Annotated in this window: 13 protein-coding genes; 10 read left to right on the top strand and 3 right to left on the bottom strand. The window is 41.3% G+C overall.

All coding sequences use genetic code 11. The features are described 5' to 3' along the window. Positions 1 to 75 precede the first annotated feature (75 nt). The 7 genes from ABTV71_RS18865 to ABTV71_RS18835 all read left to right on the top strand — a co-directional run bounded on the left by ABTV71_RS18865 (position 76) and on the right by ABTV71_RS18835 (position 9,347). Positions 76 to 1,488: a glycogen synthase gene (locus ABTV71_RS18865; protein ID WP_433900685.1), complete on the top strand. Its 1,413-nt coding sequence runs from the start codon at positions 76 to 78 to the stop codon at positions 1,486 to 1,488. Between the two features lie 6 nt (positions 1,489 to 1,494). Continuing rightward, entirely contained in the window at positions 1,495 to 2,778 is a 1,284-nt protein-coding gene (locus ABTV71_RS18860) for a glucose-1-phosphate adenylyltransferase (RefSeq protein ID WP_121123560.1), read from the top strand. 59 nt (positions 2,779 to 2,837) lie between these two features. Then, entirely contained in the window at positions 2,838 to 3,599 is a 762-nt protein-coding gene (locus ABTV71_RS18855; protein ID WP_433900684.1) for a hypothetical protein, read from the top strand. A 1-nt stretch (position 3,600) separates the two neighbouring features. After that, complete coding sequence (locus ABTV71_RS18850) at positions 3,601 to 4,383, top strand: zinc-dependent peptidase (RefSeq protein WP_433900683.1); 783 nt, start codon at positions 3,601 to 3,603, stop codon at positions 4,381 to 4,383. Between the two features lie 74 nt (positions 4,384 to 4,457). Then, entirely contained in the window at positions 4,458 to 6,239 is a 1,782-nt protein-coding gene (locus ABTV71_RS18845; protein WP_433900682.1) for a glycoside hydrolase domain-containing protein, read from the top strand. A gap of 257 nt (positions 6,240 to 6,496) precedes the next feature. Beyond that, positions 6,497 to 8,230 (top strand): thiamine pyrophosphate-dependent enzyme, encoded by a 1,734-nt coding sequence (locus tag ABTV71_RS18840; RefSeq protein WP_245971301.1) that lies wholly within the window; start codon positions 6,497 to 6,499, stop codon positions 8,228 to 8,230. 649 nt (positions 8,231 to 8,879) lie between these two features. Then, a complete protein-coding gene (locus ABTV71_RS18835) occupies positions 8,880 to 9,347 on the top strand; it encodes a hypothetical protein (RefSeq protein ID WP_121123550.1) in 468 nt (155 codons plus the stop codon). Here ABTV71_RS18835 and ABTV71_RS18830 read toward each other — a convergent pair. After that, positions 9,327 to 9,722, bottom strand: a complete 396-nt coding sequence (locus tag ABTV71_RS18830; RefSeq protein WP_121124077.1) for a diacylglycerol kinase family protein — start codon at positions 9,720 to 9,722, stop codon at positions 9,327 to 9,329. The two genes, ABTV71_RS18835 and ABTV71_RS18830, sit on opposite strands and share 21 nt — an antisense overlap. A 240-nt stretch (positions 9,723 to 9,962) precedes the next feature. Here ABTV71_RS18830 and ABTV71_RS18825 point away from each other — a divergent pair, with 240 nt between their 5' ends. Then, on the top strand, positions 9,963 to 11,135 hold the full coding sequence (locus ABTV71_RS18825; RefSeq protein ID WP_433900681.1) for a MalY/PatB family protein: 1,173 nt from the start codon (positions 9,963 to 9,965) through the stop codon (positions 11,133 to 11,135). Between the two features lie 108 nt (positions 11,136 to 11,243). Here the strand turns inward: ABTV71_RS18825 and ABTV71_RS18820 are convergent, their stop codons facing one another. Continuing rightward, the gene (locus tag ABTV71_RS18820) at positions 11,244 to 13,406 is read right to left on the bottom strand and encodes a S46 family peptidase (RefSeq protein ID WP_433900680.1); all 2,163 of its coding nucleotides are present in this window, start codon (positions 13,404 to 13,406) and stop codon (positions 11,244 to 11,246) included. A 225-nt stretch (positions 13,407 to 13,631) separates the two neighbouring features. Between ABTV71_RS18820 and ABTV71_RS18815 the strand changes: the two genes are divergently transcribed. Together ABTV71_RS18815 and ABTV71_RS18810 are read left to right on the top strand one after the other, a co-directional pair. Further along, entirely contained in the window at positions 13,632 to 14,570 is a 939-nt protein-coding gene (locus ABTV71_RS18815; protein WP_104381078.1) for a hydrogen peroxide-inducible genes activator, read from the top strand. A 6-nt stretch (positions 14,571 to 14,576) separates the two neighbouring features. Then, positions 14,577 to 16,376, top strand: coding sequence for a chloride channel protein (locus ABTV71_RS18810; RefSeq protein ID WP_121123546.1), 1,800 nt, complete (start codon positions 14,577 to 14,579; stop codon positions 16,374 to 16,376). Positions 16,377 to 16,516: 140 nt separating this feature from the next. Here the strand turns inward: ABTV71_RS18810 and ABTV71_RS18805 are convergent, their stop codons facing one another. Then, entirely contained in the window at positions 16,517 to 17,107 is a 591-nt protein-coding gene (locus ABTV71_RS18805; RefSeq protein ID WP_121123544.1) for a riboflavin synthase, read from the bottom strand. Positions 17,108 to 17,117 lie beyond the last annotated feature (10 nt).

The raw sequence follows: 17,117 nt of genomic DNA, 5'->3' as shown, positions 1-17,117 counted from the left end.
GACCGGAGAGGGTCGGTGAAAGTAAATTTTAATAGGATAAGTTCCATCTGCGCGATGGAGGAAAAATATGTACAGATGAAAGTATTTCATTTAAGTGTCGAATGTTACCCAATTGCCAAGGTTGGTGGTCTTGCGGATGTCGTTGGTGCACTGCCCAAGTATCAAACTAAACTTGGCGTGGAAGCGGCGGTGATCATGCCTTGGTATGATCGCCCATTTGTTAGGGAGCATTCCTTTGATGTAATTCAAGAGGGAGCTTTTTATCAAGGGTCTGAATTATTGAACTATTCTGTTTTTAAAGAAAAAGAAAACACACTTGGTTTTGAACTCTATTTAATAAAAATACCGGGTAAACTGGATCGTCAGGAGGTCTACTGTTATCCGGATGAAGGAGAGCAGTTTATAGCTTTTCAGCATGCGGTATTAAACTGGTTCAAAGCGAAGGCAATAATACCGGATATTGTGCATTGCCATGATCATCATGTTGGCTTGATGCCTTTTCTGATGAAGTATAGCAATGAATATAATTTCCTTTCCGGAGTGATGACTGTTGCGACAGTACACAACGGTCAATACCAGGGCTGGACACATTGGAGCAAGGCAATTCTATTACCCGGATTCGACAGCTGGAAATGGGGGCTTTTGGATTGGGATGGTCTGATCAATCCACTTGCCGCATTGATTAAGTGCTGTGACGCCTATACGACCGTTTCGGAGGGGTATCTTGAAGAACTCTACGTGGAGGCAAATGGTCTCCAGCATCTGTTTTATGACGAGCGTCACAAGTCCGTCGGTATCGTCAATGGAATTGATTGGGATATCTGGAGTCCGGATAAAGACTATACCTTGATTGAAAATTACGATCTTGCTTCAGCCTTTGCAGGTAAACTTAAAAATAAGCAGGCACTTGCGCAACAATATAAAATTGATCCGAAGCTCCCTTTGCTCGTATTTATAGGGCGTTTTGCGACCGAAAAAGGCGCTGATCTGTTGCCGGATATAATTTTGGATTTGACGGAAAATTTTTCGGGCAGATTGAGTATATTTATATTGGGTGCCGGGGATCCGGCAATTCAGTCACGGGTAAAAATGCTCGTGGATGAAAAGATAGAAAATTTGGATGTGTTCTTTGGTTATGATGAAAATCTTGCGCACTGGCTTTATGCAAGCGCAGACTTTCTTTTGATGCCTTCACGGGTTGAACCCTGTGGGCTCAATCAGCTTTATGCCATGAAGTATGGTACTTTGCCGATTGTACACCGTGTGGGTGGTCTGAAAGATACGGTCATTGATTTGGAAAACAATGGGTACGGCGTTGGTTTTGAGTCGCTTGAGGTGGCTGAAATCAGAAAGGCGGTTATCCGGGCGGTCGAATACTATGAAAATAGGATTGAATTTGAGGACAACCAGCACAAAATAATGAGTTTGGATTTTTCCTGGGATAAATCCGCAGCAAAATACATAAGTCTATATAACCAATTAATTTAATTTGATATGTCACATCACAATGTAGTAGCTATCGTTCTGGGCGGGGGAAGGGGCTCGCGTCTATATCCTTTGACCGATCAACGGTCTAAACCAGCTGTTCCTATTGCAGGAAAATATCGCTTGGTTGATATCCCCATCTCGAATTGTCTCAATTCGGGATTCAATAAGATTTTTGTGTTGACACAATTCAATTCGTCCTCATTGAATTCGCATATTAAGAATACGTACAACTTTAGTATTTTTAGTAAGGGTTTTGTCGACATTTTAGCGGCTGAACAAACTAATGATGGTGACAAATGGTTTGAAGGTACAGCAGATGCCGTGCGCAGATCCTTCAAAAAGCTGGCAAGCATAGATTACGATTACGTCTTAATTTTGTCAGGGGATCAGCTTTATCAGATGGATTTTGATGCACTTGTGGATTTTCACGTACAGAATGAAGGCGATTTGACAATTGCGACCATTCCTGTCAACGGCAAAGACGCAACAGGATTTGGAATTCTTAAATCGGATGAGCACAACCACATTACCTCGTTTATAGAGAAACCCAATCGGGAACAGCTGGCGGACTGGAGTTCAGAAGTGAGCGATCATTTGAAGTCGGAGGGAAGGGAGTACCTCGCATCTATGGGTATATATGTGTTTAGTAAAGGTGTACTAAAACGTCTGCTGGAAGAAAACAGTGGGATGGATTTTGGAAAAGAAATTATCCCGGATGCGATTGAAAATATAAAAGTGCTCAGTTATCAATATGAGGGCTATTGGACAGATATCGGAACGATCGGCTCATTTTATGAAGCCAATATCGGGCTGACCGATAATATTCCGGCCTTTAACCTGTTTGATAAAAATACGGTTTTTACGCGACCACGCATGTTGCCACCATCTAAGATTTCGGGGACAACCTTGATCAACTCCGTTATTTCCGATGGATGTATTATTCATGCCGATAAGATCGACCGTTCTGTGATCGGTGTGCGTTCGCGTATCGGTATCGGTTCGGTGGTACGCGGGACCTATATGATGGGATCAGACTATTACGAGGACTTTTCAGATATGGACGAAGCCAAAAGAAAAAATATGCCTATTGTAGGAGTAGGAGAACGTTGCTATATCGAAAATGCGATTCTGGATAAGAACTGTCGCATTGGAAATGATGTTCGCATCAATGGCGGTCCTCATTTATTGGATGCTAACCACCAGACTTACACGGTTTGTGATGGCATCGTGGTCATCAAGAAAAATGCCGTTATCCCGAGTGGTACCACTATCGGGCTGACAACAGTATAAATTTATTTAAACAAGGGAGATAATATATTGTTATAATTGCGTGTTATTGTAATAAAAAAATGCAGTTAAAACAGATTATCTCCCTTGTTTTTGTGTTGATCGTACTGGCCGCCTGTGATACTTCCCTAATGGTGCAGAGTACAGGCGTTTTGCGGGATGCATCGCGGAAATTTGAACTCCATAACGGCGATCGCCGTATCATTTATATTCCGATGCGGCATTTAGGGACTCGCGTATATTATGATCAGATACAGACTGCTGTAGATTCTCTTCAAAAATCAGGATATGTCGTTTTTTATGAAAGTATCGCTTATCAGGTGGATAGCGCAGCTCAACGCGACCTTTATGACCGCAAGTTTAGAAAATTGACTGGTAATCGCCTCGGACTGCAGCAATGTATTGAAACTCCCGGAGATACTTCCCGCGTATTGAGAGCTCCATTGTACCGCAAACTGGGACAGCGTATTATCAGCCAGCCGGATTATTCTTTTTTTCTGGTCAACTATGAAACTGCTGTCAATGCTGACATTCCTAAAAACAAATTACTGGATGATTTTGAATACCGTTATGGTACCATACAGCTGGATGCCTGCGACTATAATACCCCACTAAATGCACCTTATAGCTGCAAACCGATAAAAACAGCGCTCAAAAATAAGTTTGACAAAGAATTTGTTATGCAGCAAAGAGAAGAAAATCTGGCCTCCCTGGTGGCTGATGCCCCTCAGCAGAAAATTTTAATCTTATTTGGGACATCTCATTTTAAAGGCTTTTTGCGTAATTTGCAAGCCAGAGACCCACGTTGGATAAAGATAAAATAATATGTTGGAAAAGATTTTTATTATACTGCTCTTACCAGTAGTGATTTATGTTGTCTATTACCTGTTGAACCGTACTTCTAAAAATAATAAGGCAATTAAACGTGTTTTGAGTGATGAGGGGAAAAATATACTGGAACAGGAGGTTGCCTACTATCGTCATCTTTCAGTTGTCGATAAACAGGAGTTTGAAACGCGCTGTCTGGCATTTTTGGATACGGTCAAGATTGAAGGTGTGGGAGTAACCCTGGAACTGAAAGATTATATGCTCATTGCTGCGAGCGCCGTTATTCCGATATTTGCCTTTAAGAAATGGACTTATCCAAACCTGACCAATATTATGGTTTACCCATCACACTTTAATGCAGATTACCAATTCGAAGGACATGCAAACCGGAATATTATGGGAATGGTAGGTGAGGGTGCTATGAATGGACAGATGATTTTATCCAAATCGGCATTGGAATATGGTTTTGAAAATCCAAATGACGGACAGAATACCGCGATCCACGAATTTGTGCATCTCATTGACAAAACAGATGGTACAGTAGACGGCGTTCCGACTTATTTATTGGATAAGGCTGCCATAATTCCTTTTATGAATTTAATACGGGAGGAAATTAACAAGATCAAAGAACATACATCCGATATTGACACTTACGGCATGACTAATCCCGGAGAGTTTTTTGCTGTCGCATCCGAATACTTTTTTGAAAATCCAACGAAATTTCAAAAAAACCATCCAGAACTCTATACTGCACTTTCTAGAATTTTTGAGCAAAGTTAAGTGGAGATAAATAAAATTTTAGTATTTTTAAAGCAAACAGAAAATGTTTGCTTTTTTTGTTAATTACAACTGTTATGCCTAAAACTACTATTTATTCTACTATTGCATTCGCATGTCTATTATTTTGCGGCAATAATCAAGGTTTTTCTCAGGGGCGTTATGCTGTGGGGACGACCTTTACTGAAATGGCGGACCCGTCAAGGGATACGCTTTCTGATTGGTCAAATGTTAAACCTGGTGTGCACGCATCGTTTGTGTCGATCGATAAACGTTTTCCAAAATCTTTAAATCCCAACATCGCTATCCAGCCCAATAACAGGGTGGATGCCTGGAAAGGGGAGCAGGTATCTGCGCAGATACTCCTGTGGACTAGTTCAGCAGCCTCTGATGTTGTTGTTTCGACAGGTGATTTAAAATCAACTACTGGCAAATCTATTTCGGCTGAAGCCGTACAAGCACGATTTGTTCGCTATGTGATGACAGATGAATTTGCGGAGGGATGTGGTTATCGTAAACCTGAGGACTTTAAGGCCGCACTTTCTGCAGATATGTTGGATGATCTCAAAAGCTATAATCTCGAAGCAAAGCGCGTCCGTCCGGTATGGATTACTGTAAAAGTACCTGCTGGAGCAGCGGCAGGTCAATATAAGACAGTCATTGCTGTTAAACAAAAAGGTAAGGTGATACAAAATTTGGATCTGACTGTTAATGTTCAAGATCAGGTATTACCACCAGCTTCACAATGGTCATTCCATTTGGATCAGTGGCAACATCCATCATCCGTAGCACGTGTCAACAATGTTAAGATGTGGAGTGATGAGCATTTTGAAGCCTTAAAGCCAACAATGAAGCAGCTGGCTGCTGCAGGGCAGAAGGTCATTACGGCGACGTTAAATAAGGATGCCTGGAATGTACAGACTTATGATCCCTATGCGGATATGATTACCTGGAAGAAAGCAAAAGACGGATCCTGGAGTTATAACTATGCGGTATTTGACAGGTGGGTGCAATTTATGATGGATCTGGGAATTAACAAACAGATCAATTGCTATTCATTATTGCCATGGAATAATGAAGTACATTATTTTGATGAAGCAAAAAATGAACTGGTCAATGTTGTCGCAAAACCCGGAACGCCAGTATTTGAGGAGCTATGGACACCTTTCTTAAAGGATTTTAGTAAACATGTCAGCGCCAAAGGTTGGTTGAAAATTACCAATATCGCGATGGATGAGCGGGCACAGGAGCAGATGGATCCAGCAGTAGAACTTTTGGAACGTGTTGTACCTGAATTTGGAATTGCTTTTGCAGACAACCATAAAAGTTATAAGCGTTATCAAAAAAGTACCGATATCAGTGTTGCTGTAGGCGATCCTTTCGATCAAAATGATTTAATTGAAAGACGTAAAAAAGGGTATATCACTACATTCTATGTTTGCTGTTCAGATGAGTTTCCAAATCAATTTACATTTTCTGATCCGGCAGAATCGACCTATCTGGGGTGGTACGCACTCGCTGCGGGATTTGATGGCGCGTTACGTTGGGCCTTTAATTCCTGGGTAGCCAATCCGCTGCAGGATTCACGATTCCGTACATGGCCCGCTGGAGACACTTATATTGTTTATCCGCAAGGTCGTAGCTCGATTCGTTATGAGCGTATGTTGGAAGGTATTCAGGATTTTACCAAAGTGAATATACTGAAAGAAAAGTTGGAAAAATCTAACGATCAAACGAATTTGGCAAAACTGAATGCAAAAATTGCCAAACTAAAAAAATCTAGACGTTATGCTGCCTGGAATGATGACCTCAATGATGCTAAAGCATTTGTAACCGAATTATCCAATAAGATCAAGTAACCAAACTTTCATAGCGTTGAATAAACAGGCTGCTCCTCGATACGATGGGAGCAGCCTGTTTTTTTAGGCAGCGTCTTTCTTGCAAAACGTGGCCTGCAATCGTCATCTCTGTTCTGAAAACTACGGATCGATCGGTATGTACTTTCTTCAATAATAGAATACCCAAAACCATTGTTTCGCAATATTGTTGTTATAAAGAAGCGATAGCGTAATCAACACATCGTCGTGATATCAAAATCTTAAATCATCATATGGGTATGAAAAATGTAGCACACCAGATCGTTGGTATTTTAAAAGATGCGGGAATCAAACGTATTTATGCCGTGACGGGAGATAGTTTGAATTTTTTTAATGAGGCTGTTCATGAGGATGGAACCATGCAATGGATACATGTTAGGCATGAGGAGGTCGGTGCATTTGCTGCGACCGCCGAAGCGGATCTGCACGGGATTGCCTGCTGTGCTGGAAGTAGTGGGCCAGGCCATGTTCACCTGATCAATGGTGTTTACGAGGCGCATAAGACACGTGTTCCGATGTTGGTAATTGCTTCGACCTGTGCCACCTATGAGTTTGGTACAGACTATTTCCAAGAAACCAATCCGATTAAATTGTTTGACGACTGTTCTTGTTATAATCAGATGATTACCCGTCCGGAACAGGTACAGCGTATGGTTCAAAACGCATTACAGCAAGCGATTTCCAAACGCGATGTTGCTGTCATCGGCTTACCGGGGGATGTTTCTGAAATGGAAGCCGTTCATATGAATACTTCTTCAAAAGTGTTTTTTACACAGCCACAGGTGAGACCCTCTGATCTGGAAATTGGTCGTTTGGCACAATATATCAATCAGGCAGAAAAAGTGACCTTATTCTGTGGTGTTGGTGCTAAGAATGCGCGGCAACAGATTGTTCAGCTCTCCCAGAAAATTCATGCACCGGTAGGCTATTCGTTTAAGGCTAAATTGGATATTCAACGGGACAATCCCAATGAAATCGGTATGACAGGACTTTTGGGAACTGCCTCGGCCTTTCAGAGTATGCACCATTCCGATCTAATCCTGTTATTGGGAACAGATTTTCCCTATAAGGATTTTATACCTACCAATAAAACGATTGTTCAGATAGATATCGAAGGAGAGAAACTCGGCCGACGGTCGATCGTGGATTATGGCCTGGTCGGCGATATTGAGCATACGCTGAAAGCTGTCTTACCATTTGTGGAGGCAAGAAGCGATTCAGGTTTTCTTGAAAAACAATTGGCAGCTTACGAGAAAGTAAAAGAGGATTTAATGATCTATGTGGATGATTCGGGTAGTGAATGTGCTATTCAACCGGAGTTTGTGGCCCATACGATTGACCAAAAGGCGAGCGACGACGCTATTTTTTTGGTGGATACAGGCATGTCCTGTGTATGGGGAGCACGCTATATCAATCAGCGGCGGGATCGTAAGATGCTTGGATCATTTAATCACGGATCCATGGCGAATGCCATGCCGATGGCAATTGGTGCAGCATTGACACATCCTGAAAGACAGATTATAGCTTTCTGCGGTGATGGAGGTCTTTCGATGCTGCTCGGGGACTTGGCTACGATAAAACAGTATAATCTGCCAATAAAACTGATCGTATTTAATAACCGTTCGCTTGGGATGGTCAAGCTAGAGATGCAGGTGGCCGGTTTGAAGGATCAGGAAACGAATATGGTCAATCCGGATTTCGCCATGGTCGCACAGGCGATGGGAATCCGCGCATTTACCGTGACTCAACCAGAAGCGGTCGATGGTGTACTCAGTGAAGCGTTTCGCATAATGGATGAACCTGTGCTTATTGATATTTATACCAGTCCAAATGCCTTGGCCATGCCTCCTAAAATTTCCTTTAGCCAAATGAAGGGAATGACCGAAAGTATGGCGAAATTGATGCTGTCAGGCAACTTTGAAGAAGTCTGGGATACCATCAAATCAAACTATAAGCACTTGAAATCGCTCTGATAATGCTGAACAACACGCTTAATCCATCATAAAAAAGCCTCTCCAATATAAAATAGAGTTGGGGAGGCTTTCTTTTTCAAGAAAAAATGTTCGGACTATTAATTTAATGAATTAAATATCAACACTGGCGCTGAACGAACCAAAGGCTTTTCAATAACTCTTCTTTACAGCGTCGAAGCTTTTCTATTTTCGATTCCGAAGAAATAGAAACGTTCTCTTTAACAATAATAGCCAAATCTGTTTCAATGGATAATTTAGCGAGGGATGTACACCCACTATCAAATTTCTTAAAGCTTACATCTTTCATACTAATATTGGTTAAGAATTCCTGAATTTTATAGTGTACAATTTACTAATAAAAATTAGCTTTACAATACGCTAGGGATAATTTTATTGTTCCTAAATTGTTTATTTTTAATCTTTTATCGCATTATAACTTATAAACAATATTGGTGTGATTTTTGTTTTCTTAATTCCAAAATATTAAATGTTAGTTATTTAAAACAATATACTGTTTTGATTGCTATTTATATCAATAAACGAAGATAGAGGATATAAGCTGTTCGGCAGTATCGATCACGGTGTGAACAGACTTTCCCCAACGCGTATTGATCAGCTTTAGCTGCATATTTTAAAAGAAATTATTCACATGAAAATAATCAATTTTGGATTGTCATTACTGGTTTTTGCCGCTGCCTGTCAGCAAACCGGAAAAAAGCAAAGTGACCCTGTACAAATGGGGTCAGATATCACAAGTGCTACAGCAGTAGTTGCTGAAAATGGGACTTATCAATACCTCAAAAACGGAGATACAATTTCGTTAACAATCGCTATTGATGGCGATAAGGTACATGGCGATCTCAATTATATCTGGAAAGAGAAAGATCGAAATATAGGGCATATAGATGGTGTTCTTAAAGACAGCATTTTATTGGCGGACTATACCTTTTCCTCCGAGGGACAGCAATCCATCCGTCAGGTAGCTTTCAAATTTGGTAAAAACCGCGTCGTTGAAGGATATGGTGCAATGGAAGATAAAGGCGGTAAGATGTCATTTGTTGCTCCGGACAAATTGGTATATGATCAGAAATTTGTTTTAGAAAAGCTGGGACAATGAGTTCATTGACAGGAGCTTTGGGGTGAATATGATCAGTCCGATCAGCAAGGCCATTAGACTGCTTAGCAGAACTGCTGCCGCGGCAATGTCCTTGATTTTTTTGATGCTGGGATTTTTTTCCCGGCAGATAAAATCAGCGAGGTGTTCGATGGTGGTATTAAGCAATTCACAAACGAGAACAAAACCGATGGAAAGAATAATGGCCAGCCATTCATAACGGCTGATTCGGAGCAGACAGGAAAGTATAATTACTAAAATTGCTACAACGAGGTGTATCCTGAAATTATGTTCTTCTTGCCCAACAATTTTTAATCCGTTGAGGGCGTGACTAAAACTTCGGATTCTATCTTTCCATGAAAAATTGCCCCTGGCCATATCGTTCTTAAATTTTATGTAAATATAATCTTTCCCTTTGTTTTGCACTGACTTAATTTATGTTTGCTGCTGAAGTTGGTCTAATTTGCGTAACTTTTGCTAATAGCTCACTTTACCGATCTGTAATTGTTTTGCCGAGGGATATCCATTGTGTTTTGAGCTGGATTTGAATCATTTTGGTAAGCAATTTTTCCCAATGATTTTATTGGCAATACGTTTTATTTTTGAGTAAATTGCCTTATGATCTACAATTTTGATGAAATAATCGACCGTAGGGGCACCGATTCCGTAAAATGGAACCAGCTGGACTATGTTGATTTAATCCCGCTTTGGGTTGCTGATATGGATTTTTCTGTTTCAAGGCAGGTTATAGAGGCGCTGACGGAACGTGTCCAACATGGCGTTTATGGCTATGCGAAAGTTCCGGATGCTTTTTATGAAGCGGTATCAGACTGGTCTAAACGTAAACATGGTTTTCCATTGCAGCGCGAATGGATACTTCCGGTTTTGGGTGTTGTGCCGGCCCTGTCGGCAATTGTTGCCGCATTGACCGAAACTGGAGACAAAGTGCTCATCCAGGAACCCGTGTATCACTGTTTTTTTTCATCCATCGAACGCAATGGCTGTGAGGTAGTTTCTAATGACCTCCGGTACCTAGATGGACAATATACGATAGACTTCGAAGACTTCGAAGTTAAAGCGAGCGATCCAAAGGTAAAACTTTTTATCCTCTGCAGTCCACACAATCCGGCGGGTAGGGTGTGGACCAAGGGGGAGCTTGAACGCCTTGGTGAAATCTGCCTAAAGCATGATGTTCTTGTTGTCTCGGATGAAATCCATTGCGACCTGGTTTTTGAAGGAAATCAGCATATTCCTTTCGGAACGATCAATTCGGACTTTCTTGCGAATACAATAACCTGCATTGCGCCAAGTAAAACCTTTAATCTGGCAGGGTTACAAGTTGCCACTGTCATTGTAGCAGATCCGCTGCTGAACAAGAAGGTGCAGCATGCCTTTCTGGTCAATGAGATTGCGAGCATAAGTCCGTTCGCGATCACGGGGCTAATTGCTGCTTATCAACATGGCGAGGACTGGTTGCAGCAAGCGCTGGTCTATATCCATCATAACTATCGTTATTTAAAAAATTTTGTGGCTGGGCATCTGCCGGCGTTGAAAGTTGTTCCGTTGGAGGGTACATATTTGGTCTGGATAGACTGTTCGGCTTTGAAAATCCCTAGCCGAAAGCTGGGACAGATGTTACTGGAGGATGCTCACTTACAGGTAAATGTTGGTGCCATGTACGGTAAAGGCAGTGATTTTTTTATCCGTCTGAATATTGCCTGTGCCAGACCCATTTTACTGGAAGGATTAAACAGATTGAAACGGGTACTGCTGAATCTGGCAGGAGAATAACGTGCCATTGAACTTAATTTGGTATATCCTGATTGTAAAAAAGCACCTGAACAATTTGATTCAGATGCTTTTTTATTGCAGGGGGGCCTTCGCAGTGTGTGGTTATGGTTATATACCCATTTCCTTTAAGATAAAATTTGCATTATCAATTTTGTCAGCGACCCAGAGCACATAACGGATATCCACACCAATAGATCGGCTATAGCGTTCATTCCAAGCAAAATCGTTTATTGTGGCATCGTAAGCACGGTCAAAGTTTACACCTATCAACTCACCATTTGCGTTCATGATGGGGGAGCCGGAGTTACCGCCCGTTGTATCCATATCATACAGTATATTGACAGGAACCGATCCCAAGTCTTTCTTGAGGTATGGACCGAAGTTTTTATTGAGATAAGCAGTCTTGATTTCCTGCGGATAGTCAAATTCGGGCAGACCGAGGTTTCCTTTTTGAATAATTCCTTCAATGGTCGTGAAAGGCTTCATATAGGTGGCATCTGCAGGAGCATATCCCTTGATGTGCCCATAGGTCAAACGCAGGGTGGAATTGGCATCCGGAACGAAGTTTTTGGCCTGAAAGATTTCCTTTACAGCGACATAGTCACCCATCAGTTTATTCAAAACCCCTTCACGTCTTTTCTGTTCGGCAGCGAAGATGACAATATCATTGTCCAGTTCGTTTTGAAAATTCAATAGCTTGTCATCAAATTGTTGTAAGGCGCTTGCATTGGCCAAAACTGTATTTAAAATATAGTTTTGATCAGTTAATTTACTACCATTGATGATTTGCGTCGCATAGTTATTGGCCGATTCGGTGTCCAATTGAAGCTTTTGAACTGCCATAATCTGATTTTTATCCCGGAAAGCAGCAGCGTCGGCGAGCATTTTCCCAAAAATACGTTCGTCGGCTTGTTTGTTGTAGCTTTCATAAGTCTCCTGAATGCTCTTTTTAAGCTGTTCAACATTGTAATCAAACAACTGCTTGGCTGTTTGTGAAGATCGCTCTTTAATCATTGCAACTTTTAAGGTATTCAGGTCCCGGGCAACTTTCAGTAAACTGGTGCTGTTATAAATATTGTTAATCCAGAGCTCTTTCAGCGCATCTTGATCACTGAGCCTGTAGTAGGCAGCGATATCGTTTAACAGATTGCCATACTTATCTTTAAGTTCGGGTTTGCTTAAAATAAATGCTGCCAGGGCCTCATCTTCTTGCTTTTTGGTTGAGAGAAGGTCTATACCACGCAGTCCTTTTAGCTTACCGCGGTAATTCTTGAGTACATTGGCGTTACGTTTGATCCGTGTTGCGAGAGAGAGTGCGATATCCGTATTGTCTTTGCCTGCTTCTTCCATTTGCCTATTCTGGAAATCGTACAGGTTAGAAACATAGGGTAATAAATAATCTTGTTGGTATTTGATATACTGTGCGGGACGGTGTCGGAATGTTTTCCCCGGATAACCCAAGATAAAGGTGAAATCATTTTCATTCACGCCATTTGGATTGACTTTCAGGTGTTTTTTTGGCTGGTAAGGCACATTATCTTTCGAAAAGGACGCCGATTTTCCATCTTTACCAACGTAGGCTCGAAGGAATGAATAGTCGCCTGTATGGCGTGGCCATACCCAATTGTCGGTTTCACCTCCAAACTCACCAATATTTTGACGTGGAATATACACCAAACGAACATCTTCGATCGTTTTGTAGCGAAACAGTACGTAACTCTTGCCGATGAACATTTCGGAGACTTCGGCTTTGATCGTTGGATCTTCTTTTTCGGCCTGTCTAACAAGTTCTTCTTGTTTTCTTTTGATCGTATTAATGCGTTCGACCGGATCACTGATATTAGCTACAGCATTTAATATTTTAGCCGATACATCTTCGTACGAATCTGTAATTCTTATTTTTAATCCTTTTGCTTCAATCTCCTGTTCCTGATTTTGTGCCACAAAACCATTTTTAAGATAATTGTTGATGGCAGTACTGGCCAATTGAACGGCTGAAAACGCACAGTGATGATTGGTAATGATCAAGCCGCGATTGGAAACGAAAGATCCAGTACATCCGCTGACCTGAACCAAAGCGTCCACCAGTCCAACTTGACCGGGATTGTAAATGTCCTTTTCATTGATCTTTAGTCCGGCTTTTTTTAATCCGGCTCTATTCAGGTCACTCAACGGATACATCCCTTCGTCTGGATTTGCTTTACCAAGTGGGACATTTGTAGCGGATAACAATAGTGCCAATGCAATTGTAGTATGATGTTTAAACTTCATAGGATTCTTAAATGTCAACTGTTGTAAATCTCCAAAATTAAGAAAAGCTTTTTGATGATTCGACTTTTCTGTCAACTATTGTCATAATTGCAGAACAATTACAGCTTTTTGGCAAGGTATTTATTGTATTATATGATAGCGCGGGCAATGGTCAAGCCTTAAATATTGTGTATTTGCCATCGTTTTACAGGAGTATTCGTAATTTTGCGCTTTAAAGATTTTAACATGACCTTAATCCAATTGGAATATATCATTGCTGTTGATACTTATCGTAGTTTTGTCGCTGCAGCTGAAAAGTGTTTTGTGACACAACCGACATTAAGTATGCAGATCCAGAAACTGGAGGAATCGTTGGGAGCCAAAATCTTTGACCGGAGCCGCCAGCCTGTCGTGCCTACTGAAATTGGAGAGAAAATCATTCTCCAGGCTAGATTGGTCTTGACCGAGAGCCGGAAGATCAATGAGATTGTACAAGATAAAAAGGGCGAGATCGAGGGAACGTTAAAAGTTGGGGTTATTCCGACAATTGCGCCATATTTGCTGCCCAAAGTACTGACAACTTTTATGGAAAAGTACCCTAAGCTACAATTGCAGATCTGGGAATATACGACCGAACGTATAGTTCATGAACTGAAAGTTGGTCTTTTGGATTGTGGTGTACTTTCGACACCGTTAAATGATCCGGGCATACTGGAATCACCTTTATTTTATGAAAATTTTGTCGCTTATATCTCTGAAAATAGTCCCTTGTTTTCAAAAAAAGTGTTAAGTGGTGATGATATTGCTGATGACAAGCTCTGGTTGCTCAATGAAGGACATTGTATGCGTGGGCAGGTGCTCAATATCTGTCATCATAAACATAATCAGGATCTCTCCGGACGTTTTGAATATAATACCGGCAGCGTTGAAACCCTCAAAAGAATGGTGGATATCAATGATGGTATAACAATATTGCCTGAGCTATCAATCTCGGATTACGTGGACGAGCAGCTGGATAAGATCCGGTATTTCAAATCACCGGAGCCTGTGCGGGAAATATCTTTGGTTACGACTCAGAATTATGTTAAACGACATGCAATCCAGGCATTGGAAAAAGAAATATTAGCAGTGGTACCCGATAAATTCAAAACAAAAAAGAAAAAGGAAGTGTTGAGCTTTCAATAAGAAGACATGGCAAATCTCAGTGTACGTTTTTTTAAGAAGATAGATCAGATCAATCAATGGCGGATGAGAAAAGTTTCGAACAGAAACTTTATTATTCTCTTAGCCTTTTTAGTTGGTATTGTTGGTGGGCTGATGGCGTCTGTTTTAAAAAGACTAACGCATTTTATTGCGGCGACAATTCAGGATGATATTGACTGGAAGGTTAAGTATTCCGTTTATTTGATTTTCCCATTAATTGGGATATTATTGAGCGTGTTTTTTGTCCGGAAATTTTTGAAGGGTAAGAAGATGGAACATGGAATTACACCCATTATCTATGCCATCAGCCGCAAGGGTAGCCGATTGGATCCAAGCAATATCTATTCACAGGTTGTCACTTCAGCAATTACGGTAGGTTTTGGAGGATCTTGTGGATTGGAAGCTCCGGTTGCTTTAGGCGGTTCGTCAATTGGTTCCAATATTGCCCGCTTTTTTGGCCTGCAATACAAGGAGGTTACCATGCTTTTGGCCTGTGGGGCGGCGGCGGGAATTTCGGGCGCATTTAACAGTCCCTTGGCGGGAATGATCTTTGCGATAGAAATATTGCTTCCCGAATTCTCCATTCCAGTTTTTATTCCACTTTTGATTTCTTCGGCGCTTGCTTCGGTCGTATCGCGGCTTCTGTACAGTGAACCTTTATTCAGTACATTCAATTCGGACTGGCAGATCTCAGCGTTGCTATTTTATTTGTTATTGGCGGTATTGATTGGCTTGTATACAATCTATTTTGCCCGTGTCTCCAGTACGGTAGGAAAATGGTTTTCAAGAATAAAAAACCCATACAACAAAGTTTGGGTAAGCGGTATATCCCTGGGACTTATGATTTTTGTCTTTCCGGCTCTTTATGGTGAAGGCTATATTACGATCCAGCAGATTCTCAATGGACAATTTAACTCGATTGTAAAAAACAGTTTGTTTTCTGATTATAAAGACATGGGCATGGTGGTGCTGGGCTATACAGTTCTGACTTTATTTGGAAAATCTTTTGCTGCATTGTTTACGTTGAATGGAGGTGGGAACGGGGGAGTGTTCGGACCGAGTCTGGTGATGGGCGGGCTATTGGGGTTTGCCTTTTCCTACGGTATAAATTTGACCGGAATAGCGGAATTAAATGTGCCGAATTTTGTGGTTGCTGGTATGGCGGGTGCGCTGAGCGGTATTATGCATGCACCGTTAACGGGTATCTTCCTGATCGCAGAAGTGACCGGCGGCTATACGCTGATGGTACCCTTGATGCTGGTCTGTTCAATTTCCTATCTGATTAACCGCGCTGTATTGAAACATTCGATCTATACGAAAGTATTGGCTGAGTCGGGTGACTTAATTTCGTACGAAGACAAGGACCGCTCTGTACTGAGTATGATGCGGATTAAATATGTTCTGGAAACTAATTTTGTCATTTTGCGACCCGATGAAACACCCAAAAGCCGACAGACAGATATCATCCATAGCAAACGCAATATTTTCCCCGTGGTGAGCCATGAAGGTAAATTTATTGGGCTTCTCTATAGTGAGTTTCTTTTTTCGGTTCTGCTAGGAGAGGTAGAAGGGGGGGATACCCCATTTGAAAAATTGGCACAGAAGCCAAATGATACCGTTGGGATCAATGAGAATATGGAAATAGTCATGGCTAAGATGAACAAGGACGACACATGGATATTACCTGTGCTTGGGGATGAAAACAAATATATGGGCTTTGTATCCAAATCCAGCGTCTTTAATAAATATCGTGCACTTCTTATCCGTCAGGGACATTATCTGGAGTAAAACCCTATTTGGACTGCTCATAAATAAGGGCGCTAGCAAATTTTTTACTGTTCTTCTCAATTATCTTGACACTTATCAGACACTTACATGGACATATGCATTATTTGATATTAATCCATGTAAGTATTGCTCGGGCTGAATTAGCCGCGCATCGCCATAATTTTTGTGACGTATTTTCCAATAATATCAAATTCGATATTGACTGTCGAGCCTACTTCGACTCGTTGAAGATTGGTGTGTTCGAGGGTGTACGGAATGATCGCCACGGAAAATCGGTCATCATGGGAATCGACCACAGTCAAACTGATACCATTAACGGTGATGGATCCTTTCTCTACCGTGATATTCAGCTTGTTGGGATCGTATTGAAAAGTAAAAATAAAACTACCGTTTTCATCTGTCTTCTTGATACAGGTGGCGGTCTGATCGACGTGCCCCTGGACGATATGTCCGTCAAATCTTCCGCCAGCTAAAGTACATCGTTCAATGTTAACCAGATCTCCGATTTTCAACTGTGCCAGATTGGTTTTTTGCAAGGTTTCATCTATCGCTGTTACCTTGTGTACCTGATCATCCAATCCGACAACCGTTAGACATACACCGTTATGGCTTACACTCTGATCAATTTTAAGTTCATTGGAGATCGAGGAGCTGACATAAAAGTGGATGTTGCTTTTTTCATGTTCAATATGTTCGATTTTTCCTAAGGTTTCTATGATTCCGGTAAACATGTAATAAAAT

Source organism: Sphingobacterium puteale (genome assembly GCF_050986225.1).
Classification (GTDB): Bacteria; Bacteroidota; Bacteroidia; order Sphingobacteriales; family Sphingobacteriaceae; genus Sphingobacterium; species Sphingobacterium puteale.
The sequence above is the reverse complement of the archived record's forward strand: the minus strand, read 5'-3'. Positions and strand labels throughout refer to the sequence as shown.

Bases quoted from the DNA above. Each gene is read 5' to 3' on its own strand.
- ABTV71_RS18865 (WP_433900685.1), top strand. From the start codon at position 76: ATGAAAGTATTTCATTTAAGTGTCGAATGTTACCCAATTGCCAAGGTT.
- ABTV71_RS18860 (WP_121123560.1), top strand. From the start codon at position 1,495: ATGTCACATCACAATGTAGTAGCTATCGTTCTGGGCGGGGGAAGGGGC.
- ABTV71_RS18855 (WP_433900684.1), top strand. From the start codon at position 2,838: ATGCAGTTAAAACAGATTATCTCCCTTGTTTTTGTGTTGATCGTACTG.
- ABTV71_RS18850 (WP_433900683.1), top strand. From the start codon at position 3,601: ATGTTGGAAAAGATTTTTATTATACTGCTCTTACCAGTAGTGATTTAT.
- ABTV71_RS18845 (WP_433900682.1), top strand. From the start codon at position 4,458: ATGCCTAAAACTACTATTTATTCTACTATTGCATTCGCATGTCTATTA.
- ABTV71_RS18840 (WP_245971301.1), top strand. From the start codon at position 6,497: ATGAAAAATGTAGCACACCAGATCGTTGGTATTTTAAAAGATGCGGGA.
- ABTV71_RS18835 (WP_121123550.1), top strand. From the start codon at position 8,880: ATGAAAATAATCAATTTTGGATTGTCATTACTGGTTTTTGCCGCTGCC.
- ABTV71_RS18830 (WP_121124077.1), bottom strand. From the start codon at position 9,722: ATGGCCAGGGGCAATTTTTCATGGAAAGATAGAATCCGAAGTTTTAGT.
- ABTV71_RS18825 (WP_433900681.1), top strand. From the start codon at position 9,963: ATGATCTACAATTTTGATGAAATAATCGACCGTAGGGGCACCGATTCC.
- ABTV71_RS18820 (WP_433900680.1), bottom strand. From the start codon at position 13,406: ATGAAGTTTAAACATCATACTACAATTGCATTGGCACTATTGTTATCC.
- ABTV71_RS18815 (WP_104381078.1), top strand. From the start codon at position 13,632: ATGACCTTAATCCAATTGGAATATATCATTGCTGTTGATACTTATCGT.
- ABTV71_RS18810 (WP_121123546.1), top strand. From the start codon at position 14,577: ATGGCAAATCTCAGTGTACGTTTTTTTAAGAAGATAGATCAGATCAAT.
- ABTV71_RS18805 (WP_121123544.1), bottom strand. From the start codon at position 17,107: ATGTTTACCGGAATCATAGAAACCTTAGGAAAAATCGAACATATTGAA.